Here is a 25,072-nt window from a genome sequence, read left to right as displayed (position 1 = left end):
TTTATTTGCCTTTATTGTCAGTATCGCCAGGCGTCAAGTTTTGATGCTGATTTTGCCGTAAGACTTGCTGTTGCTGTTGGCTGAGTAAGTCATCCAGTTGCTGTGCCATCCGAATTTTATGTTGTAACGAATTATCCAGCAAACCAGACAATTCAGTCAGCATAGCATGGTACGGATTAGCCGCAGGCTGTTCGGCAATGACAACATTTTCGACCTGCTGGGGTACAGGAACTACAACAGGAGGGGCTACCGGCGTATGGTTTGCGACTTCGCCACTGATTTCTACGATCACCTGTTGCACATCGTGCGGTGTAAACGTCTTAATTTCTTCCAGAAATCCGTACAACAAAACCCGATCCATCAGATTGTTAATTTTACGCGGGATCCCTGAGCTGAACTGGTGGATCATCGCAAAACAAGCATTATCCAACAGTGCCGCCGGGCCGCCGGCAGCCTGGATCCGATACTCAATATAGGCCTGACAATCTTCGACACTCAGTGCGGACAAATTTGATGATGCAATAATACGCTGACGGAACTGTTCCATATGCGGGGATTGGATCACAGCATTTAACTCATTCTGGCCGAGTAAGAAACTCTGCAGCAGTGGCTTGCCGGCCAGTTGGAAATTCGACAACATGCGCAATTCTTCGATTGATTCTAACGGCAGGTTCTGTGCTTCATCCACTAATAATAAGGCGCGTTTTTTATGCTGAGCTAAGGTCTGCAAGTAAGCAGAGATGGCTTCAAGGTACGTGGCTTTATTGTGTTCTTTGATTTGCAGTTGGAACACCGAGCAGATCATTCGCAATAAATCGTCAGGATTGAGCTTTGACGTGACGATTTGTCTGGCAATGATCTGGTGCGGGTCCAGTTTGGCCAGCAGCTGATTAGCGATGGTTGTTTTACCGGTGCCTACATCGCCGGTGATCACGATAAACCCTTCGCCTTGACTCAGGCCATATTGCAGATAAGCCAATGCGCGTTTATGCAGTTTGCTGGCAAAAAACCATTGTGGATTTGGCGTAAGCTGAAAGGGTCTGTCCTTTAATCCATAATATGCTTCATACATAACATCTGATCCTGAATGCAAATGGACAACCAGCAGCCGTCCGGGACCGATAGGGTAGCACAGCAAGGCCACGCAGGGTATATCAACACCATTTCTGCTGCTTCGGAACTGTCGCGCTAGCACATTGTTTTTTCAATATTTAGTGTAGATTTGTATTGTTTTTATCCGGTCAGATTAATTTTTACCCGATCAGATCCCCGCACCGAAAAAATTGTTGACACTCCTGGGGCTGGCCCATAGAATGCGCCTCGTTCTGTAACGCAAAGCCGATAACGCCTGCGTTGTTGATGTGGGGCTATAGCTCAGCTGGGAGAGCGCTTGCATGGCATGCAAGAGGTCAGCGGTTCGATCCCGCTTAGCTCCACCAAAATTTCTGTATGTGTCCCTTTCGTCTAGAGGCCTAGGACACCGCCCTTTCACGGCGGTAACAGGGGTTCGAATCCCCTAAGGGACGCCACTTCAGAAACAGAACATGTATATCAGTCCGTCCCTTTCGTCTAGAGGCCTAGGACACCGCCCTTTCACGGCGGTAACAGGGGTTCGAATCCCCTAAGGGACGCCAATGATATACAAGACAGTCTACTGTGTCCCTTTCGTCTAGAGGCCTAGGACACCGCCCTTTCACGGCGGTAACAGGGGTTCGAATCCCCTAAGGGACGCCACAGATTGTCACCGTATTTTCCAGATGTCCCTTTCGTCTAGAGGCCTAGGACACCGCCCTTTCACGGCGGTAACAGGGGTTCGAATCCCCTAAGGGACGCCATCTATTGAACATCCGTTCAGCCGATGGGGCTATAGCTCAGCTGGGAGAGCGCTTGCATGGCATGCAAGAGGTCAGCGGTTCGATCCCGCTTAGCTCCACCAATTTTCCTTGCAGCATAAAAAATCAACGCTAGTCATGCTGTTGGTTATTTTTCCGTTTCTCTTTGCCTGAACTCCGTCACTCCGCGCGTTGCATTGTCAGTGTCATGTCAACGCGCTTTATATCTCATTACATTTCTTCGATGAACGGCAGCACAAAATCCCTGATAATAGGCTGAGCTTTAACGTTCGGATGGATGCCATCCGCTTGCATCAATTCTGGCCGTACGGCAATGTTGTCCATAAAAAACGGCCAGAGTTTCAGTTGATGCTGTGCAGCCAGTTCTGCATAGACATTAACAAACTGCTCGGTGTAGCGTGGTCCGTAATTCGGCGGGATACGTATCTGCATCAGCACAGGAGTGGCGCCCACGCTTTTAGTGAGTTCTATCAGTTGTTGCAGGTTCTGCCGCAACCGGCTGATGGGAAAGCCACGCAAACCGTCATTGCCGCCAATTTCGATCAGCACAGCTGTAGGTTTATGTTGCTGGAGTAAGGCCGGTAGGCGTGCCAGCGCGCCACCACTGGTTTCGCCACTGATACTGGCGTTCTGAATTCGCCACGACGAGTTTTTTTGTTCGAGGCTGCGCTGCAGCAAAGCGGGCCAGCTTTGCGGTTGCTGTAAGCCATAACCGGCGCTTAAGCTGTCGCCAACAATCATCAAAGTTTTTGTTGCTGCATCCGCCGAAATCGGCAGACAGGCAAAGGTCCACAGGGCACAAATAAGGAAATAGAATCGCATGTCAGTTACACCAGAGTTGTTTATTCAGACCCGCGCGCTGTGCAAACAAGTCACGCTGCCGGGTAATACGCTGAACATCCTGACGGATATCAATCTGACAATCAATAAGGGCGACAGTGTTGCTATTGTCGGTGCCTCTGGTTCCGGCAAATCGACACTGTTAGGTTTGTTAGCCGGCCTGGATGTACCAAGTAGCGGCGAAATCATTCTGGCCGGTACACGCATTGACCTGCAGAGTGATGATGAACGGGCGGAACTTCGCGCAAAATCTGTCGGTTTTGTGTTCCAGTCATTTTTGCTGCTGCCAGCGTTAACTGCCCTTGAAAATGTCACTTTGCCGGCAGAACTCGCCGGGCAACCGCAGGCCGTGGAGCGGGGCAGGCAACTGCTGGAATTGGTTGGTCTCAGTGAGCGTATGCATTTTTTCCCGGCTCAGCTCTCTGGTGGCGAGCAGCAACGAGTAGCCATTGCAAGGGCTTTTATCACTCGGCCTGCGATTTTATTTGCCGATGAACCTTCAGCCAATCTGGACAGTGCAACTGGCCGCAAGGTCGAAGATCTGCTGTTTGAGCTGAATCAAAGCCAGGGCACAACCTTGGTTCTGGTGACACACAATTCGCAACTGGCAGCACGTTGTCAGCGTCAGTTCCAGATGGATGCTGGCCGCCTGATTGAGCAAAAGGCGACTAGCCGCACACAGGAGCGCAGTTATGCTGGTTAAGATCGCCTGGCGACTATTCTGGCGTGAGCTTAGAAACGGCGAACTTTGGGTCGTCGCCTTTGCGTTAATGTTGGCAGTGCTGACTGTCGTGAGTCTGAGTGGTATTACTGACAGCGTGCGCAGCGCCTTGATGCAGCGCAGCAGCAATTTTACCGCTGCCGACAAAGTATTGCGTTCCAGTTCACCTTTTCAACGCGAGATCTTCAATCAAGCTCAGGCGCTGGGGCTAAAAACGGCTGAGCAAATCCAGTTTAATACCATGGTGTTTGCCGGCGACAATATGCAGCTGGTGAATGTGAAAGCGGTATCCGCTGAGTACCCACTGCGCGGAAAACTAACGCTCGATACCGACAATGGTCAGGTATCGCAGTTACAACAGGGGATGTTGTATCTGGAACCCCGACTGGCGCAGATACTGAATGTCCAGACCGGCGCTACGCTGGATATAGGTGCTACGACACTCACTGTTGGCGGTTTAATTGTGGATGAGCCCGATGCACCACTGAATTTGTTTGGGGGGCAGCCGCGTGTGCTGATGCATCTTGCTGATGTTGCGGCTACCCAGGTCGTACAACCTGGCAGCCGCATTTCATATCGGTATATGTTTGCCGGCGATGAAACGGCACTGTCGCAGCTGGTGGATGACACAACACCTCTGCTGACCGCAAATGACCGCTGGCAACAGTTAGATCGGCAAAGTGCAGTTGGCAGTGCCCTCGACCGTGCCGAGCGATTTTTATTGTTAGCCGGATTACTCGGAATTGTGTTGGCGGCAGCGGCCGCTGCAGTTGCGGCAAACCGCTACAGTCAGCGCCATCAAATGGCCGTTGCAGTCATCAAAGCGCTCGGTATGACATCCGCGCAGGCAAGGCAAATTTACTTCAGCCATCTGTTACTGGTGACTTGTTTTGCCAGCGTACTTGGATTGCTACTGGGGGTGGCGGCAAACTTTGCAGTACAAGGGCTGCTGAGCCAATGGATTGATGGTTATCAGGCGGTGTTCAGTGCCAAAGCGCTCTGGCTTGGCATTGCTACGGCATTGATTTGTTCGTTCATGTTTTCGCTGCGACCGGTTTGGCGCCTGACCGCAGTGCCGGCCATTCAAGTACTGCGTCAGCAAAGCGCACCGTGGCAGATGGATTATTGGCAGCTGGCCAGTGGTTCTGCAGCCGTCTTGCTGTTGATGTGGTTATTCAGTGGCGACTTGTGGTTATCCGGTATGTTGTTTTTAGCCTGTGCCGGATTTGGCCTTTGTTTGCTTGGCTTTGCGGCGCTGTTGGTCCGGTTTGCTAAACCGATGGCGGCCGGACAAAGCAGTGCATTAAAACTGGCGCTGGCTAACTTACGTCGCCGCTTGTGGCAAAACAGCTTTCAGCTGATGACTTTTAGTCTGGCGTTGTTCTTGACGCTTGTTCTGTACTTTTTACGAGCCGAGCTGTTGGAGCAGTGGAAACAGCAGGTTCCCGAAAATGCGCCGAATCAGTTCCTGGTAAATATGACGGCGGTGGAAAAAGATCAAATTGCGGTGCAGTTACACGCAGCCGGATTGAGCACCGGAACCTTCTATCCTATGGTGTCAGGCAGAGTGCTGGCGGTCAATGGTGAAACGCTGGAAGAACCTGAGCAGGATGCGGCGGAGCAAGCCAGCAGCAAAGCGGAAGACCCACAGCAGGCCAGCGGTAAAAAGCCCGAGCAAAAAGCCAGACGTGAGGGTTTTGGTCGTGAACTGAATCTCAGTTGGTTGGAAGTACTTCCTGCCAATAATCAACTGACAGAAGGACGTTGGTTTTCTGGCAAAGCAGAAGTGTCGGTGGAGCAGCAACAAGCACAGCGGTTGCAGTTAAAGCTGGGTGACACCTTGAGCTTTGCCATTGGCGGTCAGCAGTTTGATGCCACAGTGACCAGCTTTCGGAAAGTTGACTGGAACAGTTTGCAACCGAACTTTTTTATGTTGTTAAGTCCGGATCTGATGGCCGCGTTCCCTGCGACATATCTGACGGCGTTTTATCTGCCCGCCAGCAAACAGCAAGTGCTGACCACCTTGTTAAAACAATATCCGACGGTTTCCGTGATCTCGGTCGACGCGATATTGCTGCAGGTGAGCCAAATTATTGACCAGGTATCGCTGGCATTGACGTTGATTCTGATTCTGGTATTCACCGCTGCTGTGCTGGTACTAGTGGCGCAGGTGCAGGCGACGGTCGAACAACGGGAGCAGGAGTTAGCCATCTTACGTACACTGGGCGCGCGCGGCCGTTTTCTGCAGCAGGCAGTGCTGTTTGAGTTTGCGGCATTGGGGCTGTTAGCCGGCGGATTTGCTACCTTATTGGCCGAAATCCTGTTGTCGGTGGTACAACTACGGATGTTCCAATTGCCCTTTACTCCACATTATAGTTTGTGGGGTCTCGGGCCAGTCGCAGGTGTGTTGCTGCTGACCGGATTGGGTACCATATTGCTGCGCGGCATTTTAAAACCAACACCGGCGAGCCTGATCCGTCGGGCATTACACAACTGAAAACGCGATGTTACTATAGTTTCAGTGACGCCAGCGCCTGACGCAACTGACTGTATTGAAACTGAAAACCTGCGTCTAACAGGCGCTTTGGATAGACTTGCTGACCAAACAGCAGCAAGTCTGCCATTTCGCCAAACAGCAAGCGTAAGGCAAAGGCTGGTAGCGGCAACAGTTCAGGTTTATTCAGCCGTTCTGCCAATAATTTACTGAATTGCTGGTTGGTGACTGCCATGGGTGCGGTCGCATTGTAGATGCCGTGGCACTCGCCGTGTAATAACATGTATTCAATGATATTCAGCATATCATCCAGATGGATCCAGGACATGTATTGCTGGCCGTCAGCCAGTTTGCCTCCCAGACCAAGCCGGTAAGCCGGCACCATCCGGCTTAACGCACCGCCGTGTTCGGACAGCACTACACCAGTGCGCAGAATGCAAACTCTGGTTTTGTCGGTCTGAGCGCGCATTGCCAGATTCTCCCAACGGGCGCAGATATCATGGCTGAAGTCCGGATAAAAAGTCTGGAAGCTTTCGTCAATACAGCCGCTGTCCTGACGGCCATAGAATCCAATGGCTGAACCATTGATCAGCACTGTGGGTGGGTTGTTTGCCTGCAAAATAGCGCCAGCGATTTGTTCGGTCAGTTGCCAGCGGCTCTGGCAGATCCGGTTCTTTTGTTTATCCGTCCAGCGTTTGGCTGCGATAGGCTCACCGGCAAGATTTACCACGGCGTCAAGCTGGTTAAAGTCGACGCTGGCCAGGCTATCTGTCCAGTGCACCGCCAGATCAGATTTGCGCTGTGCTTTTGTTACATCACGGCTCAAACAGATCAGTTGATGCTGATGTTGCCAGCGCTGACACAGTGCCTGACCGATAAGACCAGTCGCGCCGGTAAGCAGGATCCGCATAGAAGATCTCCTGAAATTGAGTCTAAACAGTGTAGTACGTTGACAGGCACAGTGTCAGATCAAGAGCTTAGCAGCAGAACTTGCAGGCACAACAGCGTTGAGAAGGACGGTGCAAAATGAATTCCTGGTCAGTTCGTTGTCTTGTACGCTTCTGGCCCGGAGACTAATACTGATGCTGGGTGAAAATTAAACTGAAACTGGCGCCGCCCAGAGTGCTTTGACTGATTTCAAGTTGCCCCTGATATGACTGACAGAGCTCATCGACGATGGATAAACCGACACCATGGCCATCAGTATAAGTATCCAGACGGGTTCCCCGGCTCAATAACTGCGCTTTTTTGTCCATTGGTACGCCCGGGCCATCATCTTCAACCGTCAGTTGCAACGGTTTACACTGCACCGACAGTCTGACCCGTTGTTGACAGGCTTTACAGGCGTTATCAAGCAAATTGCCCAGCATTTCCATCAGATCTGTTTCATCGCCGCGAAACATCATTTGCGGCGGGCAATTCAGCTCAAAGCGGATTTGCTTGTCGCGATAGATTTTTTGCAGCGCATTTTTCAGCTGTTCGGCGACCGGACTGATTGGAATTTGTTTTAACCAGATATCCTGGCCTGAACTGCTGGCGCGTTTGAGCTGATGTTCAATCATCGCAGTGATCCGGTCAATCTGATCACGTAGTTCGGGCTGCTCCGCCAGTGCCGATGTTTTCAACACGGCAACGGGAGTTTTCAGTGCGTGGGCGAGATCACTCAGGTGATGCCGGTAGCGTTGTTTTTGCCGGTTTTGATTGTCGAGCAGTAAGTTCAGGTCTTCTTTAATAGTTTGCAGTTCAGCAGGATAACGTTGGGTCAGTTGCTGCTGCTGGCCACTTTCGACTTCACGGATCTCGTGGTCCAGTGCTGAAAGTGGCTGTGTGGTCCAGTAATAAGCCAACAGCATGATGAGTGCCAAGACCAGACCTATACCGATAAACCAGCGCAACAGCGTTTGACGAAAGCTTTGCATCGGGGCCTCAAGCAGCCGGTCGTCCTGCAGAATATGGATGGTCAGCGGCATGCTGCGCTCACCCATGTCAAACAGCAAGGCAAAAGACAACACCCAATAAGTTTTACCGTCTTGCTCCAGCGCAACGAACTCATGTTTACCCGGTAGCATTTCGTGTACAGGTGGCGTAAAGGTCTGATTCAAAGAGGAATCAGATTGCCAAATCAACTTGTCTTCCGACACGATATAAGCGCTGGTGCCAGAATCAGTCCGCAAAAAATCCGCGGGTAAAATACTGTTATTAATCTCTACTACATCATTTTTGCTGGAGAGCTCAGATAAAAACGAATAAAGGTGTACTTCAAGCTTTTGTTCAGTACTGGTCAGTAATTGAGCAAAAAAAGCCCGTTCGATGGCGAGGAAAGAGGCTGGTAGCATAAAAATCAGCAGCACCAGGCAAACAATGGCCTGGCGCAGCTTTAACGACAATGTCATGCGCCTACCGCCAAATTAAAGCGATAGCCCCGGCCACGTAGGGTTTCTATTGGTTTAAGTTCACCGTCCGGGTCGAGTTTTTTGCGCAGCCGCAATACAAACACTTCGATAACGTTGCTGTCGAGGTCAAAATCCTGATCATAAATATGTTCGGTTAATTCGGTCTTGGAGATCACCTTAGTTGGATTGAGCATAAAGTACTCCAGCACTTTATATTCATAGGCGGTCAGCGACACCTCGGCGCCGTGACACCATACCTGCTGGGTGCGGCTGTTCAGGCTGACCGGCCCGGCACTGAGGGTAGGGTCCGGCTGACCGGCAGCGCGGCGGATCAGCGCATTGCATCTGGCCAATAATTCTTCCATATGGAAAGGTTTGGTCAGGTAATCGTCGGCACCGGCATCAAGGCCTTGTACTTTCTCCTGCCAGCTGCCGCGTGCGGTCAGCAGAATGATGGGGGTTTTAATGTCCTGCTGGCGGGCTTTCCTAATCAGAGACAAGCCATCCAGCTTCGGCAAGCCAATATCAACGATGGCCAGATCATAAGGGTATTCACTGATCTTAAAAAAACCATCCGAGCCATCATGTGACAAATCCACTGAGAACTGTTGTTGCATCAGGTGGTTTTTCACTTGTTCGGCGAGTAAGGTTTCATCTTCAACAACCAGCACGCGCATGGCATTTCCTTTTCAGTGGCGACATTCAATGGGGAGTGTAAAACAGTCGGGGTCAGGCGGGAAGCCTGACCATTTAGCTTATTGATTTCTCGGTGGTTCAACGACGACCGGCATTTGCGAGCCCGGATCACGATCGAGCATCGTCGTATATTCGCGGCCATTCAGTTGATAGGTGACCCGGTAGCCGTCAACCACACTTTGGTATTCGACTTCGGTGCCAGCCTGATAACAGACGGTTTGCAGGTGCACAACATCGGAACCATTCTGTTTGCCAACATCGTGACCAATGGAGCCACCCAATACGGCACCTGCGGCCATGCCAACTTTTTTATTTGAGCTGTTGTGACCAATGGCATTGCCCAGTGCACCACCGATAATGGCGCCAACGATAGTTGGGGTGGCTGAGTCAGATTCACGTTGCACGACTTGCCGTTCTTCGCAGACTCGTTTGGGTTTGTGGATTTCAATCGTTTTGTAGACAGGTTCGGATTTTGTCACGTTGGCCATCACATAGTGTTTCTTGCCGTAGTGGCTGGAACAGGCGGTTAATAATGGTAGTAACAACAACAAGTAACGCATCTTTGATCCTCCGAAACGTATTCAGATCGACATTAGCAACAACGAGCTTAACTTTGGCTGAATTAAAATAATGCAAACATATAAATAAATAGTTGCAAAAATGTAATTTTTAACTAATTTGAATTTACCTGATGAAAAAATGTACTAGTCAGGTAGCAATCGCCAGTCGCTGGATGGCTGGCACCTTTTAACATGCTCTGAATAGCAAGGAAAGTCCGATGAACATGAAAGCACTCTGGTTTGCGCTCTGTGCAACAATCGCCTGTATGGGGGCACAAAACGCCAGCGCCGCCTTAAACAATCCAACCAATGCTGACAGCAAAACTGTTGGCGCAGTTGCTCAGTCTAAACTGTCGTTGAATAAAGCTGATCAGCAACAGCTTGAAGCGATCCCGGGAATTGGCGCAAAAAAAGCGCAGGCGATTCTGGAATACATCAAGCAACACGGTCCGATCAAGGACAAAAAGCAATTGATGGAAGTCAAAGGCATTGGCGAGAAAATGGCAGATCGTATCGCCGGTTTCGTCAGCTTCGGCTAAAGCTTCCGGTATGTGACTGCACTGACTAGTCGGGGGGCTGTCTGTGCAGTCTTTGCTGTAAAACAGTGCGCCGCAACACCTGAATTGCGGCGACTTTTCCAAAATTACCATAAATTCGCAGCAGCTTAAGCGTCACCCAGAGCACGCATTTGCTCGTTGGCCCATTGCACTGCTTCATGGTATTTATCCGGCAATACTTTTGGATCCAGTTTCAGCTTGGCAATGGCTAAATTAGCGTCTTGCCATTCGGCCCGTTCATAACATTTGACCAGCGCCAGATACTCACTTAATAAACCAGGTTCACCAACTAACGCATCCTTAATGTCTTTGGACAGCGGCAATTTGGTCAACACTGAAGACATAGGTTCATCCAGAATCGCGTCCATCAGCGACATCATGCCGGTCAGAAAGGCTTTGGCGGTATCCGTCTGTCGATGCAACGATGCAATCCCTTCAGCAAATTTTGCCCTGGTCATCGCCAAACGCATCAGTTCTGCCGGTTTTTCGCTGGACACTTGGGCAGTAAACAACACCGACAGGAATTTTTTCAGCTCGGTCTGCCCTAACACAACCAATGCTTGTTTGATGGTTTCGATTTCAGAGCGCCGCTTAAATACTGCGCTATTTGAATAACGTAATAATTTATAAGATAAATTAACGTCACGCTCGAAAATACTGGTGATTTGACCAAGGTCCATTTCAGACTTTGAGGTCTCGTAAAGTAACTCCGCTAGTGTCATCTGGGCAGGAGACAGAGCTTTACTTTGCAGCATTTCCGGTTTGGAGAAAAAGTAACCCTGAAAATAGCTGAAGCCCATATCCAATGCGTTTTGAAACTCAGCGTTGGTTTCGACTTTTTCGGCCAATAATTTGATATGTGGAAATGGTGCAACCGCTAACAGGATTTGGTCGATAGTTGCAGCATCAGTGCTGCGAAAATCAATTTTTATGATGTCGATAAATGGATAAAAATGTCGCCAGACCGGCTGATGAATATAGTCATCCAGAGCGATGATATATCCCTCATCTTTTAATTGTTGTACTTCAGCCAGTAATTTTTTGCCGGGTTGCACCGTCTCCAGGATCTCCACGACAACCTGTTCTTTGGGCAGCATACTGGGAAATTTTTTTACCAGCGTATCGAGAGTGAAATTGATAAATCCTGGTTTATCGCCAAGAAAATCATCAAGGCCAAAATTAAACTGACTGCCTGCGATCATTTTTGACGTCGCTTCATCGCCGTCAATATCGGGGAATACGTTAGCCAGCCCGTCTCTGAACAACAGCTCGTAGGCGTACAGGTTTTTTTCCCGATCTAAGATAGGTTGGCGGGCGGCGTAGAAATACATAACAGCTAGGGTCCTCAGCGTTTGCTCTTCCAGCAATGTAGCAAAGAACATCGGGCAGTGGCTAATAAAATTTGTCGGTTTTTGTCAGGGGGATAGGCGCTCAGTCAGGCTGGACCGAGCGCCAGTTCAACTAGGATTTGAGCTGTTTTTCCATTAAGTCGAAATGTTGTTTCACAACGTTTTCCGGCGCTTTGGTCAGCATACTTACCAGCACAATGGCACTGGTCGCCAATACAACGCCTGGTACCATGGCGTAGAGGAAGTCATTTAATTGCTGTCCGTTGATCTGCAGCGGCGAGAACACCCAGAACAACACTGTCAATGCACCAACGACCATACCGGCAAGGGCGCCAGGCATAGTCATTTTGCGCCAGTACAGACTAATCAGAATTACCGGTCCGAAAGCGGCACCAAAACCAGCCCAGGCATTACCAACCAAATCCAGAATGGAACTGCTGCGATCCAGGGCAATCCAAATCGCCACTGCAGCCACCAGCATGACCGACAAGCGACCAACTAACACCTGAGTTTTATCTGAAGCCTGCTGATTCAGGAAAGTCTTGTAAAAGTCCTGAGTCAGGGCACTGGAGGTGACTAATAACTGACTGGAAATAGTGCTCATCACAGCTGCCAGCAATGCTGCTAACAAAAAGCCGGTTATAAACGGGTGAAATAGCACTTGCGACAACATAATAAAAATAGTTTCAGGATCGGCCAGCGGTTGTTGGGTCTGATGGACGTAGGCAATGCCGACAAAGCCTGTCGCCACGGCGCCGCCTAAAGAAATAATCATCCATGACATGCCGACGCGGCGTGCGACCGGGAAATCTTTGACCGAACGGATCGCCATAAAACGTACGATAATGTGTGGCTGACCAAAATAACCTAAACCCCAGGCCAGCAGTGAAATAATGCCGAGCACACTGGTTCCTGTGAAAAGATCGAGGTGATTCGGATTTAATGTTTCAACAATACTGAGGGTAGTGCCGAAATCTCCGACGACATTCAGTGCGACCAAAGGCACTAAGATCAGGGCCAGGAACATAATAATACCCTGGACAAAATCAGTCATGCTGACGGCGAGAAAACCACCTAATAACGTATAAGCAATCACGACTGAGACGGTCAGTGCCAAACCGTAGATATAATCGAGCTGGAATACGCTTTCAAACAGTTTACCGCCGGCAACCACGCCAGAAGCTGTGTATAAAGTGAAAAACACCACAATAACCACTGCCGAAATCAGTCGTAGCAAACGGGTGCGATCGGCGAAACGGTGCTCAAAGTAGTCTGGTAATGTGATCGAATCGTTAGCGATTTCGGTGTAGATGCGAAAGCGGGGGGCTAAAAATAAATAATTGGCCCATGCGCCAAGAATTAAACCGACAGCAAGCCAGATCTGCGAAATGCCAGCGGTATACAGTGCGCCCGGTAAGCCCATCAGTAACCAACCGCTCATATCCGACGCTCCGGCCGATAGTGCAGTGATGCCTGGGCCAAGTTTGCGCCCGCCTAACATGTATTCAGATAAGTTACTGCTGGACTGTCGGTATGCGTAAAGTCCGATGGCCAGCATTGCGATGAAATAAATCGCAAGCGCCAGAATAGTGCCTGTTTCCACTGGGATCCCTCGACCTGTTGGTTATAGTTATGTTGCCGGGGCTGGTCCAAGACGACCAGCCACTATGACCGGGCAATGCTAACAATAGTCACTGGCAAGGACCAGTAGTTTTCCACGAACTGCGGTCAGGCTGCTACCAGCCGCAGTTAAATGTTAAATTTAAGTGACTCAGCGAGCAGTGGTCCGGCCTTCACCAGCAACTGCGGTTGCTGCGCCACCATGACCAGCAAATGCCTGGCACTTTTCAGGCTCTGGCCAAAAAAACGTGCATCAGCAAACTGGCTTGCCTTTGCCTTGGGGAAATCGGTCTGATCCGGCACCACAAAGACGGTTAGCGGTTGGCCATCGACTTCGAGAACCAGATGCAACGAACGCACACCTTCAAAATCACAGAAACGGGCATAACGGACCGGGACGGGCAGCTCGGCGCTGAGGCCAAGCTCGGCAAACAGTGGTTGCAAACTAGGCTGGTCTAAAGTGCTGATAGCACCCAAAGCCGCCAGTTCATGATAGACATGACTCAATGCATGTTGGCCCAAATCGGCGCTGACTTGCGGCGCCGCCCCCTGATAAAACCATACTGACAACAGCAGGGCCGCCGCGGTGGCATAGGGCAGAGGGCGTTGCCACCAGTGGCGAACAACCGGCAACATCTGCTGGCGTAACAAAATCTGTTCAGCCAGCTGAGGGGGTACATCAATTTCAAGCTGTTGTTTCAACTGATGATCCAACAGCAGTAACTCCTGTTGTAGTTGCAGTAATTGCGCATCATCATTGAGCTGTTGTGGCGAAACACTGGCCGGATCCTCATACAGTGCCCGGCGAAGTAAAAGATTATCCATGCTGGGAGACTCCATCTGAGTGATCAGGCTGCAGCCGGGCACGTAATTGCGCCCGGCCGCGAAATAAGCGGGTATTGACTGTATTCAGATTCAGCTGCAGCACTGTGGCAATTTCATCACCGGTCATACCAAGTAACAGCTGCATCACTAAGGGTTCGCGGTAATCCTGTGGCAGTTCCAGCATCAAACGATGCAACCGATCAGTGGCAACCCAATGCTCCGGCGAGGCATGAGCAGTATCTTCCAGACTGTCTTGTTCCACATCACTGTAGTCAAACTGCTTACGTTCAAATCGCCGTGCATTTTCATGGCGCAGAATTGTTAGTAACCAGGATTTAGCGGCGCCGGCTTCCTGTAGCTGTGCCAGATTTTTCCAGGCGCGCAGCAAAGTGTCCTGCACTAAATCCTCAGCAATACTCTTTGACCGACACAGCCAGTAGGCGTAGCGGCAGAGGTCCGGGGTGTAAGCACGGACCAGTGCCTCATAACGTTGTTGTGCGCTGTTCATCTGAACTCCGCCATTTGACTGTAAATAGTCGACATAACAGCACAGACCGGCATACCTGCACTTTATGTGCAGGCGAAGTGAAAAAAATTAGCCGCGCGGGTATAAAGGGGCCAGGCCTTCAGCCGTAGTGACCGGCTGATGATGAAAATGTGCCCAGGCTTCCAGTAATGCCTGACCTTGCCACTGCGCACCCGCGGGTTGATAACCCTGATAACTGAGCTGCTGAATTTGCGTTTTTAAAGCGCCGTCCGGCAAATGCTGGACCAGATCGGTCAGTGATTCAATGTTTGCACTAATCAGTTGCTGCGCCCAGCGCAATAATTGCTCCCGGGCCAAAGCGGCATCGTGCTGCTGGCAGGCTTGTTTCAGCTTACGAGAATTAAACCGCAGTTCGCTGCCTGCGGTGGTGCGGGGCAGTTTTGTGTTGTCGCGCTCAGCAGTTCGCGGCGCCGCCATTGCCCACAATCCCCATGCGGCTAGTGTCAGCAGCCATAAACTCAGCAACAACCAGCTGCTATAGCTAAAGTGCCAGTCTGAGACCTGCGTTGGCTGGACCCGGTCAGCGGAAGTTGTGGTCGTGGCGGCAGGCTCAGGCTGCGATACCGCCTGCGGATTCGGTGCGACCTGCAGCGTCACAGCGCTCAACACTGCTTCGTCCGGCTGATTGGTTTTGGTATTCCACCAACGTACGCGGACTTCCGGTAAAGTCAGACTGCCAGCTTTGTCGGCGATAATGGCATAACTGAACACCTTTTGCGCCACGATCCGGCCTTTGCGTTCAGCCTTGCGACTTTGGGGTTGCTCCGGATAGATTTTGGCGCCGGCAACAGTGCCAAGTTGTAAATCCGGCAACTGATTGTCGGCTAAATCCAGTGCAGTCAGCGTAATAGTCCGGGTAACCGGTTCGCCTTGTATCAATTGGTCACCGGCCGGGTTCCATTCTTCGGTGAGCGCGACCAGCTCGGACGCCAACCAGTTTTGTTGCTGGCCGTCCGGGATTGGCTTCACTTGCAGTGACAGTGCCTGGCCTTCTGCCGACACGGCTTTAGTGCGGGCGAAATAGTCATACCGCGAGTTGTCACGGTCGATCATTTCACCATTAAAAAACGGCGGGTTCAGCGTCAGCGTGCCACTTTTTTGCGGGATCACGCTATAGCGGCGTGTGATGGTCTGGTAGCGTTCACCGTTGACAATTTCACTGTTTTCAATGTCTTTACCGACTTGCTCCACATCCGCTCCGGCCAGCTCCGGCTGACTTAGATTGCCGCGTTGCAGCTCCCCTTTAAAATAGATTTTGATTTCGTAATACAGCATTTGCTGAACATGCACGCTTTCGCTGCTAAAGCTGTTTTGTAGAAATAATTCGGCGCCTTTGCCGGATGCCTGACTGGCTGGTTGCACTTCGAGGCTGATCGGTTCGCTACTGAGTGCTCCTATCTGAAATGCCGGAATGGTCAGTGTACCGGTGCGGCGCGGAAACAAGCTCAGCTGCCAACTGGTACTTTGACTCGACTGGCCGTTGACGATTTGCATACTTTGGCTGACAGAAGGGCCGGTTACCCGAAAATCAGCTTCCAGGCTGGCAAAATCAATGGCGCCGGCATCAACTTTTTCGTCCAGCACCAATTGCAACATGATGGCTTCGCCGTACATCGCCGGGTTTTTATCGACACTGGCCTTGAGCTGGGTAGCCGCCTGGACCTGACTGATCAGGCACAGCGTTAACAACAGCAGTCGGCCAGCTAATTTGACCATCTGATTAACCATCTGATTTACCATTCTTGTTGAACACCGCGTGGTATTGCCTGTTGCTGACGTTTTTGATACTCCAGCAACATTTTGTTTTTTAATAATAAACTGGGCTCATCCTGCACTTTACGCAGCAGGTTTTCCAATTGCTGGCTTTCTTCCGCACTGGCGTTGGGCCAGGCTTGTTCTATCGCTTTTTGTTGTTCGGCCTGGGCTGATTCTTTGTCCTGCTGTTCGGCCTGCTGCGCTTGTTGTTGAGTCTGTTGTTGCTGCTGTTGTTGCGCGGGGTCAGCTTTGGCGTCATCAGCAGCTTGTTGCTCATTTTGTGACTGTTCGTTTTGCTGTTTAGAGTCCTGCTGCGATTGCTGGTTTTGTTGCTCTTGCTGCTGGTCTTTGCCGTCTTTGGAATCATTTTGCTGATCAGGATCGCCATTTTGCTGCTGATTTTGTTCAGATTGCTGTTGTTGCTGTTCGAGCATTTTTTTCATCAGTTCAATATTTTCTTTGACGCCAGGCAAGCCGGGTTGCTGCTGTTCTGCCTGTTGATAAGCTGCCAGGGCTTGTTCATATTGTTGCTGCAGGGCCAGGCTGTTACCGAGATTAAACTGACCGGCAGCAGAACTGTCTTTGCTGAACAGTTCAGCGGCGGCGGCATAATCGCCAGCCCGGTAAGCCGCGTTGCCTTGCCACAGTGGATCGGCGAATTGTTGGCGCGCCCGGGCGTAATCGCCACTGTCGTAAGCCTGTTTTGCCTGTTCCGTTTTACTCTGCCATAAATCCTGCCAGCCGAAAGCCGGAGCCGGCGCTTCAGTGGTCGCCGGTTCGGTCATCTGCCGGGCGGGCACAGGCTGTGGCCATGCCAGTAGCAATAACGGCAACATAAACAGTTGCGGCTGGCGTAAATACCAGATGCCAAGTGCCAATAACAGATAACACAGGTAAATGCCGGCATCCTGCCATTGGTCGCCTTGCATCTGAGTCTGCTCAGCGGCATCGTTGAGTTTTAATTCAGGCAGCGCCAGCAGTTTTTGCACGTCGCTGTCATCAAAAGTGCTGGTGGCAAAGACACCGCCAGTCAGGCTGCTGATTTCTTTTAATTGGGTCAACGGTACTTTTGGCAACACGATGCTGCCACGGGCGTCTTTAAGCAGTTCGCCATTTTCCAGCTGCACCGGCGCGCCGTCGGTATTGCCAAAAGCCAACACCGACACGCGATGCGCAAAGCCATTGAGCTGGTCGCGGATCTGCATAAATTGCTGGCTGTCAAAACCGTCAGTAAAAAACACGATGTCGCCTTTAACATAACCGGCCTGTTGTAACAGCTGATCCGCCATTTTCAGCGCGCTGGCAAAATCAGATCCCTGCACCGGCATAATTTCCGGTTTTAAATCAGGCAATAACAAACTGATATTGTTGTGGTCCGGCGTTAACGGCGAAATGACATAAGCATCGCCGGCAAATGCCAACAAGGCCATTTCGCCTTCCAGTTGTTCGCGGGCAAAATCCAGCGCTTTAAAGCGCGCTTGCGTTACGCGGTTCGGTTTGATGTCGGTCGAGCGCATCGACATTGACATATCCAATACCAATACAGTGGCGCGTTTGAGCTGGAATGCCGGTTGCGGCAGTTTTTGCCAGCTCGGACCGGCGCCGGCGAAAATGCCGAGTAACAGCATCAGCGGCAACAGCCAGAATTGTTTACGCGCCACAGGCTGCTGCGCCAGCAGCTGGCGATATAAATGGGGTGCCAGTAATTGTTGCCAGGCGTCGGTCGGGGGCAGGCGGCGCAGCAGCAGCCAACTCAGCGCGACCAGCGGCAACAATACTAATACCCAAGGTCGTAAAAAGTGGATGTCAACGGGCATAACGACTCCGGCGCCAAAACGCGAGACCCAGCAGCAATAATGCGCCAGCTAAGGGCCATTGCAGCAGGCTTTGCTGCGGGCGGTAATTCAGCTGATCACGTTCAATCGGCTCCAGCTGGTCCAGTAACTGATAAATCTCGGCGAGTTCCTGCAGATTGCGGGCGCGGAAATATCGACCACCAGTTTCACTGGCAAGTTCGGTCAATAATTTTTCGTCCAGATCGGCAGAAGGATTCACAACCTGTGGGCCAAAAATACCTTGTTGGACCATTTGTTCTGCCCCAACCCCGACCGCGTAGATTTTAACGCCGGCGGCTTTCGCCAAAGCCAGTGCTTCGCGCGGCTGGATATTGCCAGCAGTATTGGCGCCATCACTGAGTAAAATCAGTACTTTATTTGAACTTTGGTAGGTATTAAACCGTTTGACCGTCAGACCGATGGCCTCACCAATAGCAGTGCGCTGCCCAACCAATCCAAGCACGGCGTCATCGAGCATTTTTTGCACTGTAGTGCGGTCAAAGGTCAGTGGTGTCTGTTGGTATGCAGCATCGGCAAACAAAATTAACCCCAGCCGGTCGCCCTGACGTTTCTCGATAAACTGGCTCAGTACGTGTTTGACCGCGTCCAGCCGGTTATAGGACTGGCCTTCAATAACCATGTCATTGATATTCATCGAGCCGGACAAATCCACTGCCAGCATCATGTCGCGACCTTGCTGCGGCAGTGTAACGGGTTCACCGAGCCAGCGCGGTCCTGCTGCCGCTGTCACCAGACAAGCCCAAAATAACAGCGGTAACAGCGCCGGCAGGCGCCAGCGTTGATGTTGCGGGCTGTGTTGCTCTGCCGCAGCCAGCCGCGCCAGAGGCGGGAAAAACAGTGGCTGTCCGGCGACTGACTGACGGGCACGCAACAGCCACGGCACAGGCAGAAGGACAAATAACCAGGGCAAGGTAAATTCAAACATCTAAACCTTGCTCCCGATGCTGTTCCAGCCATAGCCAGGCAAACTGGTGCCAGGCTTTTAACTGCGATGGATCCGATGTGCGGCTGTATAGCAACTGATCTAAATCAGGCTGCTGCTCTGACAACTTGCCACTGCGCTGTAAAAACGCGACAAATCCAGTGCTTTTTTCTGCCAGCGCCGGATGACCTGGCCGTTTAGTCTGCAGATATTGTTTCAGCAATTGCAGGATGGCATTGGCGGCTTCCGGCTGTTCCAACTGAATTTGACTGAGTGCTTGCAAAACAAGGCGCCTGGCACTGTCACGCCGGTAAGTCCGGTACCACTTTCGTCCTAACCAAGCGATTGCCAGCAGTATTGGCAGTGCCAGCAGCAGCCAGCCGGGTGCCAGATAGAACTCATCCGGCAACGCAGGCTGCTGTATATCGGCCAGCGCTGTTTTTAACGTGTCAGTGATGTTGGGTTCATTCGCCATGGACAGTTCCGGGAGTATTAAACGGCGCCGAATGGGTTTGAGCCGGATTGTGTTGTTGTGCAGCAAGCTGGCTGCGCAGTGATGACGCATTACTGATCTGCATGTGGCGCAGGCCCAGACTGCGCCAGTACTGTGTGCGTTCAGCCTGCTGCAGCTGCTGTTGGTTCTCGTAGCGTTGTTTCAGACCGGCCGGCGTTAAATCCAGTTGTAACACAGCGGCATCAGTCTGCAGCGCCAGCTGTCCTGATACTGCTGCCGGGATCTGTTGCTCCAGTGGGTCAAAGATCTGACAGAGCCTGATTTCATTATGCATGCGCATCGATTGCAAATGGCGCAGCACATTAGCATCTAAGGCACTGAAGTCAGAAATGAGATAAACCAGACTGCCCGGCCTTACCAACCGGCGCAATTGACCAACGGCGTCGGCCAGACTCACCGGCTGTTGCCCGGCAGTGACTGGTTTATTGTTCAGATCTATCAGTTGCTGCAAGTAACGCAAGACGGAAACACTGCGACTGGCAGGTTTTAATTCCCTGATTTGCTGGCTATTAAACAAGATGCCACCAAATTTATCGCCGCGTTCGCGGGCATGCCAGCCAACCAGCGCCGCCAAGTGTGCCGCCTGTACCGCTTTGGTCAGCAGGACAGAGCCAAAATGCATCGACGGACTCAAGTCAGTCAATACAAACACCGGCCGCTCTTTTTCTTCACGAAATAACTTGGTGTGCACTTTGCCGGTACGTGCCGTGACACGCCAGTCGATAGTACGGACATCATCGCCGAGCTGGTAATGACGGACTTCGTCAAACTCCATGCCGCGACCTTTACTGCGCGCCAGATAACTACCAGCCAGTTTGCTCTGGATCACCTGTTGCGGCGCTAAATCCAGCACATATGTATGGTGCTGGTATTTCAGCAATTGCGGTAGATCCAGCTGCACACCGTCGGCGCCGAGTGCGGCCAGTTGTTGCGTGGCTGTTTGTGCTTGCACGGCGGGGTTCATCAGGCGATCGGCACTCGTTTTAATAATTCGCTGAGAACCTGGTCAGTACTGACCCCTTCAGCTTCAGCTTCATAACTTAAGATCAGCCGGTGACGCAGCACATTATGGAACACGGCCTGCACATCATCCGGTGTAACAAAATCGCGGCCACTGAGCCATGCCTTGGCGCGGGCACAACGTTCCAGCGCGATAGTCGCGCGCGGACTGGCTCCATACGCGATATAACGGCCAAGCTCGGCACCATAATTGCCGGCGTGGCGGGTCGCCATCACCAGTTGCACGATATATTGCTCCAGACTTTCAGCCATATGCAGCTGCAAAATGGTCTGACGGGCAGCAAAAATATCGGCCTGGCTCATCCGGACCGGTGTTTCCGCCTGCTGGGCTAACGCTTCGCCTCGGGTTAAACGCAGAATTTTCAGTTCAGTGTCGGCGTCCGGATAATCCACTTTTAAATGCAGCAGGAACCGGTCGAGCTGGGCTTCCGGCAGCGGGTAGGTGCCTTCCTGTTCCAGTGGGTTTTGCGTGGCCATTACTAAAAACAATTCGGGTAATTTGTAACTGTGGCGGCCCACCGTAATTTGTTTTTCCGCCATCGCTTCTAATAAAGCCGACTGCACCTTGGCCGGTGCGCGGTTAATTTCATCCGCCAGGATAATGTGGTGGAACAACGGACCACTCTGGAATTCAAATTTGCCGGTTTCCGGCCGGTAAATATCAGTCCCGGTTAAATCGGCAGGTAACAAATCCGGCGTAAACTGAATGCGATGAAAACTGCCTTCCACGCCGTGCGCCAGGGCGTTGACAGCGCGGGTTTTTGCCAGACCCGGTGGGCCTTCTACCAGTAAATGACCATTGGCCAGCAGCGCCAGCAGAATACCTTCAGTCAGGGCAGGCTGCCCGATCACCTGGCTGTCGAGATAGGATTTTAACCGGTTAAATGCGTTCACAAACAATACTCTCTGGCTTCGGTTTAAGTGCGTTATTTATATGAAATCACGGGGGATTTCATATGCGTATCCGATGAAAAGCGGCTAGGCTAAGACCAACTCCGCGGATCTGGGGGCGGCGACGATTAAAACAAGTGTTTTAATTTTGTCGGAGTCTCGCTACAATCGGGAAAAATCACAGGTCAGACCTGTAACGACCAGCAAAAGAGGACTTCTATGGCCAATCCCATTCAACTCAGAACCCGGCAGGGCGATCGTATCGCCATCGTCCGTGGTTTACGTACACCATTTGCCAAACAGGCGACCGAATTTCACGGTGTTTCGGCACTGGAGCTTGGCAAGCTGGTCGTCAACGAACTGCTGATCCGCAGTGAGCTGGACCCCAAGTTAATTGATCAGGTTGTTTACGGTCAAGTTGTGCAGATGCCGGAAGCGCCGAATATCGCCCGTGAAATCGTACTGGGTACCGGTATGAACGTGCACACCGATGCATTCAGTGTCACCCGGGCCTGCGCGACCAGCTTCCAGTCCGTGGTCAGCGTCACCGAAAGTATGATGGCCGGCATTACCGAAATCGCCATCGCCGGCGGTGCTGATTCCAGTTCAGTGCTGCCGATTGGCGTCAGTAAAAATCTGGCGCGGGCTTTGGTTGATGTCAACAAAGCCAGAACCTTTGGTCAGAAACTGGCGATTTTCCGCCGCTTAGGTTTGAAAGATTTAATGCCGGTACCGCCGGCGGTTGCTGAGTACACCACAGGCTTGTCGATGGGCGACACGGCAGAGCAAATGGCAAAAAGCCACGGCATCAGCCGGGCGGACCAGGATGCGATGGCGCACCGGTCGCATACGCTGGCCGCTTTGGCCTGGCAAAATGGCCTGATGAAAGACGAGGTGATGGCGGCGCATGTCGAGCCTTACAACAAATTCCTCGAAATCGATAACAACGTTCGGCTCGATTCCAAGCTGGAATCTTATGCCAAATTAAAACCAGTGTTTGATCGCAGTTACGGCACTGTGACGGCCGCAACTTCAACACCGCTGACGGATGGTGCATCTGCCGTCCTGATGATGACCGAAAGCCGCGCCAAAGCGATGGGCTACGAAATTCTCGGTTATGTGCGCAGTTACGCTTTTGCTGCCATCGACGTCTGGGAAGATATGCTGATGGGCCCTTCGTACGCCACACCACTGGCTTTAGACCGCGCCGGCATGAAACTGTCTGATTTGACTCTGATTGAGATGCACGAAGCTTTTGCCGCCCAGGCTCTGGCCAATATGAAAATGTTTGGTTCGAAAAAATTTGCCGAAGAAAAACTGGGTCGCACAGAAGCCATTGGTGACATTGATATGGCGAAATTTAACGTCAACGGTGGATCGCTGGCCTATGGCCACCCATTTGCTGCGACAGGTACTCGCCTCATCACGCAAACCTTAAACGAATTAAAACGCCGCGGTGGCGGTATCGGCCTGACCACCGCCTGCGCGGCTGGTGGCCTTGGCGCCGCGATGATAGTGGAGACTGAATAATGCAGCCAACTTTTAGCTTAAGCCAACGTGATGATGGTGTAGGTGTGATCACGATGGATATCTTTGGCGAGAGCATGAATGTGCTCAAAGCCGAGTTTGCTGACGAGATCGCGGCGGTGCTCGATGAAGTGCGCAGCAACAAAAACATCAAAGGTTTGGTGATTATCAGCGGCAAAGCCGATTCGTTTATTGCTGGTGCTGATATCAGCATGCTGGATAAATGCAAAACGGCCGCGGAAGCAACCGCGATCGCCAGCATGGGTCAGCGTATGTTTAACGAGCTGGAAAAACTGCATATACCGCTGATCGCGGCCATTCATGGTCCATGCCTGGGCGGTGGTCTGGAATTGGCGATGGCCTGTCACGGCCGCGTTGCGACTGATGACAACAAAACCGTATTAGGTCTGCCGGAAGTGCAGCTGGGTCTGTTACCGGGCAGCGGCGGCACGCAGCGTCTGCCAAAACTGGTCGGTTTGCAAAAAGCGCTGGATATGATGCTGACTGGCAAACAGTTGCGCGCAGTTCAGGCAAAAAAAGCTGGTTTGGTCGATGTGGTAGTACCGCGTAGCATTTTATTAGAGGCTGCGGTGAAAATGGCGCTGGCGGGCAAGCCAGACCGCTCAAAACCAGTGAAGTTGCCATTAGTAGGTCAGTTACTGGAATTTACGTCGATTGGTCGCGGCATTTTGTTTAGTCAGGCGGAAAAGCAAACACTGGCAAAAACGCAAGGCCATTACCCGGCACCGCTGAAAATCATCGATGCGATCAAAGCTGGTGTGCATTCCGGTATGCAAAAAGGCCTCGAAGTTGAAGCGACACATTTTGGCGAGTTGTGCATGACGCCAGTGTCGGCCAACCTGCGCAATTTGTTTTTCGCGACCACGCAGATGAAAAAAGAAAGCGGCGCCGGTGATGCCAAGCCCCGCAAGGTGAAAAAAGCTGCCGTATTAGGTGGTGGTCTGATGGGCGGCGGCATTGCCAACGTTACGGCCGGTAAAGCCGGTGTGCCAGTGCGGATCAAAGATATCAATCAGACCGGCATTGGCAATGCGCTGAAATACAGCTTCAGCCTGCTGAATAAAAAGTTTAAAAAACGTTTTATCAGTAAAACTGAGCTGCAAAAACAAATGGCACTGCTGACCGGTACTACGGATTATTCCGGCTTCCACGATGTGGATTTGGTCATTGAAGCGGTGTTTGAAGATCTGGCACTGAAACAGCAAATGGTCGCCGATATTGAACAACATTGCAGCGAACATACAGTGTTTGCTTCGAACACCAGCTCATTGCCGATTGGTCAGATCGCGGCGAAAGCAGCGCGGCCGGAAAACGTCATCGGTCTGCACTACTTTTCTCCGGTCGACAAAATGCCGCTGGTTGAAGTGATTGCACATGACAAAACCTCAGCTGAGACTATCGCTACCACCGTCGCTTTTGCCCGTAAACAAGGTAAAACACCGATTGTGGTCAAAGACGGTGCTGGTTTTTATGTGAACCGGATTTTGGCGCTGTATATGAACGAAGCGGCGAATCTGCTGCTGGAAGGTGAGTCAGTTGAGAAGCTTGATAAAGCCCTGACCCGTTTTGGCTTCCCGGTCGGTCCTATCACGTTACTGGATGAGGTTGGTATCGACGTTGGCGCAAAAATTTCACCTATTCTGCAAAAAGAACTGGGCGAGCGTTTTCAGGCTCCAGCCGCTTTTGACAAGTTGATCGCCGATGGCCGTAAAGGCAAAAAAGTCGAAAAAGGCTTTTACCTATACGGTAAAAACGCGAAAAAGGGCCGAAAAGAGGTCGATACCAGCGTATATAGCCTGTTGGGTGTGCAGCCTAATGGCCGTTTAAGCACCGAGCAAATTAGCAAACGTTGTATGGTTCAAATGCTGAACGAAGCAGTACGTTGCCTCGAAGAGGGCATTATTGCTTCTGCCCGTGACGGTGATATCGGTGCCATTTTCGGCATAGGTTTCCCACCGTTCCTCGGAGGGCCGTTCCGTTACATTGATAGTCTGGGCGCTGGTAATCTGGTGGCAGATTTGCGCTGCTATGAAGCGCAGTTTGGCAGTCGTTTTGCGCCGGCAAAGATGTTGCTTGAGCTGGCGGAGCAGGAAAAGACCTTTTACTGAGTC

21 protein-coding genes and 6 tRNA genes are annotated in these 25,072 nt (G+C 51.5%); 11 read left to right on the top strand and 16 right to left on the bottom strand.

The window, feature by feature from the left end:
- Position 1: 1 nt before the first annotated feature.
- On the bottom strand, positions 2 to 1,072 hold the full coding sequence (locus tag ATY27_RS03985; RefSeq protein WP_208931080.1) for an XrtA/PEP-CTERM system-associated ATPase: 1,071 nt from the start codon (positions 1,070 to 1,072) through the stop codon (positions 2 to 4).
- 291 nt (positions 1,073 to 1,363) lie between these two features.
- Here ATY27_RS03985 and ATY27_RS03980 point away from each other — a divergent pair.
- The 6 genes from ATY27_RS03980 (at position 1,364) to ATY27_RS03955 (ending at position 1,936) form a co-directional block, all read left to right on the top strand.
- Positions 1,364 to 1,439, top strand: a tRNA-Ala gene (locus ATY27_RS03980).
- A 14-nt stretch (positions 1,440 to 1,453) separates the two neighbouring features.
- A tRNA-Glu gene (locus tag ATY27_RS03975) sits at positions 1,454 to 1,529 on the top strand.
- A gap of 29 nt (positions 1,530 to 1,558) precedes the next feature.
- A tRNA-Glu gene (locus tag ATY27_RS03970) sits at positions 1,559 to 1,634 on the top strand.
- Positions 1,635 to 1,658: 24 nt separating this feature from the next.
- Positions 1,659 to 1,734: transfer RNA gene (locus ATY27_RS03965), tRNA-Glu, on the top strand.
- 25 nt (positions 1,735 to 1,759) lie between these two features.
- Positions 1,760 to 1,835 (top strand) — tRNA-Glu (locus ATY27_RS03960).
- Positions 1,836 to 1,860: 25 nt separating this feature from the next.
- Positions 1,861 to 1,936, top strand: a tRNA-Ala gene (locus ATY27_RS03955).
- A 127-nt stretch (positions 1,937 to 2,063) separates the two neighbouring features.
- Here ATY27_RS03955 and ATY27_RS03950 read toward each other — a convergent pair.
- Positions 2,064 to 2,675, bottom strand: a complete 612-nt coding sequence (locus ATY27_RS03950; protein ID WP_208931082.1) for an arylesterase — start codon at positions 2,673 to 2,675, stop codon at positions 2,064 to 2,066.
- Between ATY27_RS03950 and ATY27_RS03945 the strand changes: the two genes are divergently transcribed.
- Positions 2,674 to 3,396: an ABC transporter ATP-binding protein gene (locus ATY27_RS03945; protein ID WP_208931083.1), complete on the top strand. Its 723-nt coding sequence runs from the start codon at positions 2,674 to 2,676 to the stop codon at positions 3,394 to 3,396. The genes ATY27_RS03950 and ATY27_RS03945 overlap by 2 nt on opposite strands.
- Positions 3,386 to 5,911: an FtsX-like permease family protein gene (locus ATY27_RS03940; RefSeq protein ID WP_208931085.1), complete on the top strand. Its 2,526-nt coding sequence runs from the start codon at positions 3,386 to 3,388 to the stop codon at positions 5,909 to 5,911. The genes ATY27_RS03945 and ATY27_RS03940 overlap by 11 nt, the downstream gene beginning before the upstream one ends.
- Positions 5,912 to 5,924: 13 nt before the next feature.
- On the opposite strand, the gene ATY27_RS03935 is transcribed toward ATY27_RS03940, so the two are convergent.
- The 4 genes from ATY27_RS03935 to ATY27_RS03920 all read right to left on the bottom strand — a co-directional run bounded on the left by ATY27_RS03935 (position 5,925) and on the right by ATY27_RS03920 (position 9,557).
- A complete protein-coding gene (locus ATY27_RS03935; protein WP_208931087.1) occupies positions 5,925 to 6,818 on the bottom strand; it encodes a TIGR01777 family oxidoreductase in 894 nt (297 codons plus the stop codon).
- A 163-nt stretch (positions 6,819 to 6,981) separates the two neighbouring features.
- On the bottom strand, positions 6,982 to 8,301 hold the full coding sequence (locus tag ATY27_RS03930) for an ATP-binding protein (RefSeq protein WP_208931088.1): 1,320 nt from the start codon (positions 8,299 to 8,301) through the stop codon (positions 6,982 to 6,984).
- Positions 8,298 to 8,978 carry a response regulator transcription factor gene (locus ATY27_RS03925; protein ID WP_208931090.1) on the bottom strand — a complete coding sequence of 227 codons (681 nt, stop codon included), beginning with the start codon at positions 8,976 to 8,978 and terminating at the stop codon, positions 8,298 to 8,300. The genes ATY27_RS03930 and ATY27_RS03925 overlap by 4 nt, the downstream gene beginning before the upstream one ends.
- A gap of 78 nt (positions 8,979 to 9,056) precedes the next feature.
- Positions 9,057 to 9,557: a glycine zipper 2TM domain-containing protein gene (locus tag ATY27_RS03920; RefSeq protein ID WP_208931092.1), complete on the bottom strand. Its 501-nt coding sequence runs from the start codon at positions 9,555 to 9,557 to the stop codon at positions 9,057 to 9,059.
- A gap of 218 nt (positions 9,558 to 9,775) precedes the next feature.
- Between ATY27_RS03920 and ATY27_RS03915 the strand changes: the two genes are divergently transcribed.
- Entirely contained in the window at positions 9,776 to 10,096 is a 321-nt protein-coding gene (locus tag ATY27_RS03915) for a helix-hairpin-helix domain-containing protein (protein WP_244151305.1), read from the top strand.
- Positions 10,097 to 10,221: 125 nt separating this feature from the next.
- Here the strand turns inward: ATY27_RS03915 and ATY27_RS03910 are convergent, their stop codons facing one another.
- The 10 genes from ATY27_RS03910 to ATY27_RS03865 all read right to left on the bottom strand — a co-directional run bounded on the left by ATY27_RS03910 (position 10,222) and on the right by ATY27_RS03865 (position 21,422).
- Positions 10,222 to 11,445 (bottom strand): HDOD domain-containing protein, encoded by a 1,224-nt coding sequence (locus tag ATY27_RS03910; protein ID WP_208931094.1) that lies wholly within the window; start codon positions 11,443 to 11,445, stop codon positions 10,222 to 10,224.
- Between the two features lie 130 nt (positions 11,446 to 11,575).
- Positions 11,576 to 13,066 (bottom strand): sodium/proline symporter PutP, encoded by a 1,491-nt coding sequence (gene putP, locus ATY27_RS03905; protein WP_208931096.1) that lies wholly within the window; start codon positions 13,064 to 13,066, stop codon positions 11,576 to 11,578.
- Between the two features lie 146 nt (positions 13,067 to 13,212).
- Positions 13,213 to 13,908 carry a DUF3379 family protein gene (locus ATY27_RS03900; RefSeq protein ID WP_208931097.1) on the bottom strand — a complete coding sequence of 232 codons (696 nt, stop codon included), beginning with the start codon at positions 13,906 to 13,908 and terminating at the stop codon, positions 13,213 to 13,215.
- Complete coding sequence (locus ATY27_RS03895; protein WP_208931099.1) at positions 13,901 to 14,416, bottom strand: sigma-70 family RNA polymerase sigma factor; 516 nt, start codon at positions 14,414 to 14,416, stop codon at positions 13,901 to 13,903. Before ATY27_RS03895 ends, ATY27_RS03900 begins: the two co-directional genes overlap by 8 nt.
- 87 nt (positions 14,417 to 14,503) lie before the next feature.
- On the bottom strand, positions 14,504 to 16,171 hold the full coding sequence (locus ATY27_RS03890) for a BatD family protein (protein WP_208931100.1): 1,668 nt from the start codon (positions 16,169 to 16,171) through the stop codon (positions 14,504 to 14,506).
- A 17-nt stretch (positions 16,172 to 16,188) separates the two neighbouring features.
- Positions 16,189 to 18,027 carry a VWA domain-containing protein gene (locus tag ATY27_RS03885; protein WP_208931101.1) on the bottom strand — a complete coding sequence of 613 codons (1,839 nt, stop codon included), beginning with the start codon at positions 18,025 to 18,027 and terminating at the stop codon, positions 16,189 to 16,191.
- Positions 18,017 to 18,991 carry a VWA domain-containing protein gene (locus ATY27_RS03880; RefSeq protein ID WP_208931102.1) on the bottom strand — a complete coding sequence of 325 codons (975 nt, stop codon included), beginning with the start codon at positions 18,989 to 18,991 and terminating at the stop codon, positions 18,017 to 18,019. Before ATY27_RS03880 ends, ATY27_RS03885 begins: the two co-directional genes overlap by 11 nt.
- Complete coding sequence (locus tag ATY27_RS03875) at positions 18,984 to 19,463, bottom strand: DUF4381 family protein (RefSeq protein ID WP_208931103.1); 480 nt, start codon at positions 19,461 to 19,463, stop codon at positions 18,984 to 18,986. Before ATY27_RS03875 ends, ATY27_RS03880 begins: the two co-directional genes overlap by 8 nt.
- On the bottom strand, positions 19,453 to 20,454 hold the full coding sequence (locus tag ATY27_RS03870; RefSeq protein ID WP_244151306.1) for a DUF58 domain-containing protein: 1,002 nt from the start codon (positions 20,452 to 20,454) through the stop codon (positions 19,453 to 19,455). Before ATY27_RS03870 ends, ATY27_RS03875 begins: the two co-directional genes overlap by 11 nt.
- An 11-nt stretch (positions 20,455 to 20,465) precedes the next feature.
- Positions 20,466 to 21,422, bottom strand: coding sequence for a MoxR family ATPase (locus ATY27_RS03865; protein ID WP_208931105.1), 957 nt, complete (start codon positions 21,420 to 21,422; stop codon positions 20,466 to 20,468).
- Between the two features lie 210 nt (positions 21,423 to 21,632).
- Between ATY27_RS03865 and fadI the strand changes: the two genes are divergently transcribed.
- Together fadI and fadJ are read left to right on the top strand one after the other, a co-directional pair.
- Entirely contained in the window at positions 21,633 to 22,943 is a 1,311-nt protein-coding gene (gene fadI, locus ATY27_RS03860) for an acetyl-CoA C-acyltransferase FadI (RefSeq protein WP_208931106.1), read from the top strand.
- The gene (gene fadJ / locus ATY27_RS03855) at positions 22,943 to 25,069 is read left to right on the top strand and encodes a fatty acid oxidation complex subunit alpha FadJ (protein WP_208931107.1); all 2,127 of its coding nucleotides are present in this window, start codon (positions 22,943 to 22,945) and stop codon (positions 25,067 to 25,069) included. Before fadI ends, fadJ begins: the two co-directional genes overlap by 1 nt.
- The last annotated feature ends 3 nt before the right edge of the window (positions 25,070 to 25,072 follow it).

It is taken from the genome of Rheinheimera sp. F8 (assembly GCF_001518915.1).
Note: the sequence above shows the minus strand (reverse complement) of the source record. Positions and strands in the feature narration are given on the sequence as shown.

Excerpts from the sequence above, each read along its gene's own strand:
- ATY27_RS03915 (WP_244151305.1), top strand. The coding sequence starts at position 9,776 with ATGAACATGAAAGCACTCTGGTTTGCGCTCTGTGCAACAATCGCCTGT.
- fadJ (WP_208931107.1), top strand. The coding sequence starts at position 22,943 with ATGCAGCCAACTTTTAGCTTAAGCCAACGTGATGATGGTGTAGGTGTG.
- ATY27_RS03925 (WP_208931090.1), bottom strand. The coding sequence starts at position 8,978 with ATGCGCGTGCTGGTTGTTGAAGATGAAACCTTACTCGCCGAACAAGTG.
- ATY27_RS03920 (WP_208931092.1), bottom strand. The coding sequence starts at position 9,557 with ATGCGTTACTTGTTGTTGTTACTACCATTATTAACCGCCTGTTCCAGC.
- ATY27_RS03895 (WP_208931099.1), bottom strand. The coding sequence starts at position 14,416 with ATGAACAGCGCACAACAACGTTATGAGGCACTGGTCCGTGCTTACACC.
- ATY27_RS03940 (WP_208931085.1), top strand. The coding sequence starts at position 3,386 with ATGCTGGTTAAGATCGCCTGGCGACTATTCTGGCGTGAGCTTAGAAAC.
- fadI (WP_208931106.1), top strand. The coding sequence starts at position 21,633 with ATGGCCAATCCCATTCAACTCAGAACCCGGCAGGGCGATCGTATCGCC.
- ATY27_RS03985 (WP_208931080.1), bottom strand. The coding sequence starts at position 1,072 with ATGTATGAAGCATATTATGGATTAAAGGACAGACCCTTTCAGCTTACG.
- ATY27_RS03890 (WP_208931100.1), bottom strand. The coding sequence starts at position 16,171 with ATGGTCAAATTAGCTGGCCGACTGCTGTTGTTAACGCTGTGCCTGATC.
- ATY27_RS03910 (WP_208931094.1), bottom strand. The coding sequence starts at position 11,445 with ATGTATTTCTACGCCGCCCGCCAACCTATCTTAGATCGGGAAAAAAAC.
- ATY27_RS03880 (WP_208931102.1), bottom strand. The coding sequence starts at position 18,991 with ATGTTTGAATTTACCTTGCCCTGGTTATTTGTCCTTCTGCCTGTGCCG.
- ATY27_RS03935 (WP_208931087.1), bottom strand. The coding sequence starts at position 6,818 with ATGCGGATCCTGCTTACCGGCGCGACTGGTCTTATCGGTCAGGCACTG.
- ATY27_RS03875 (WP_208931103.1), bottom strand. The coding sequence starts at position 19,463 with ATGGCGAATGAACCCAACATCACTGACACGTTAAAAACAGCGCTGGCC.
- ATY27_RS03900 (WP_208931097.1), bottom strand. The coding sequence starts at position 13,908 with ATGGATAATCTTTTACTTCGCCGGGCACTGTATGAGGATCCGGCCAGT.
- ATY27_RS03950 (WP_208931082.1), bottom strand. The coding sequence starts at position 2,675 with ATGCGATTCTATTTCCTTATTTGTGCCCTGTGGACCTTTGCCTGTCTG.
- ATY27_RS03885 (WP_208931101.1), bottom strand. The coding sequence starts at position 18,027 with ATGCCCGTTGACATCCACTTTTTACGACCTTGGGTATTAGTATTGTTG.
- ATY27_RS03945 (WP_208931083.1), top strand. The coding sequence starts at position 2,674 with ATGTCAGTTACACCAGAGTTGTTTATTCAGACCCGCGCGCTGTGCAAA.
- ATY27_RS03930 (WP_208931088.1), bottom strand. The coding sequence starts at position 8,301 with ATGACATTGTCGTTAAAGCTGCGCCAGGCCATTGTTTGCCTGGTGCTG.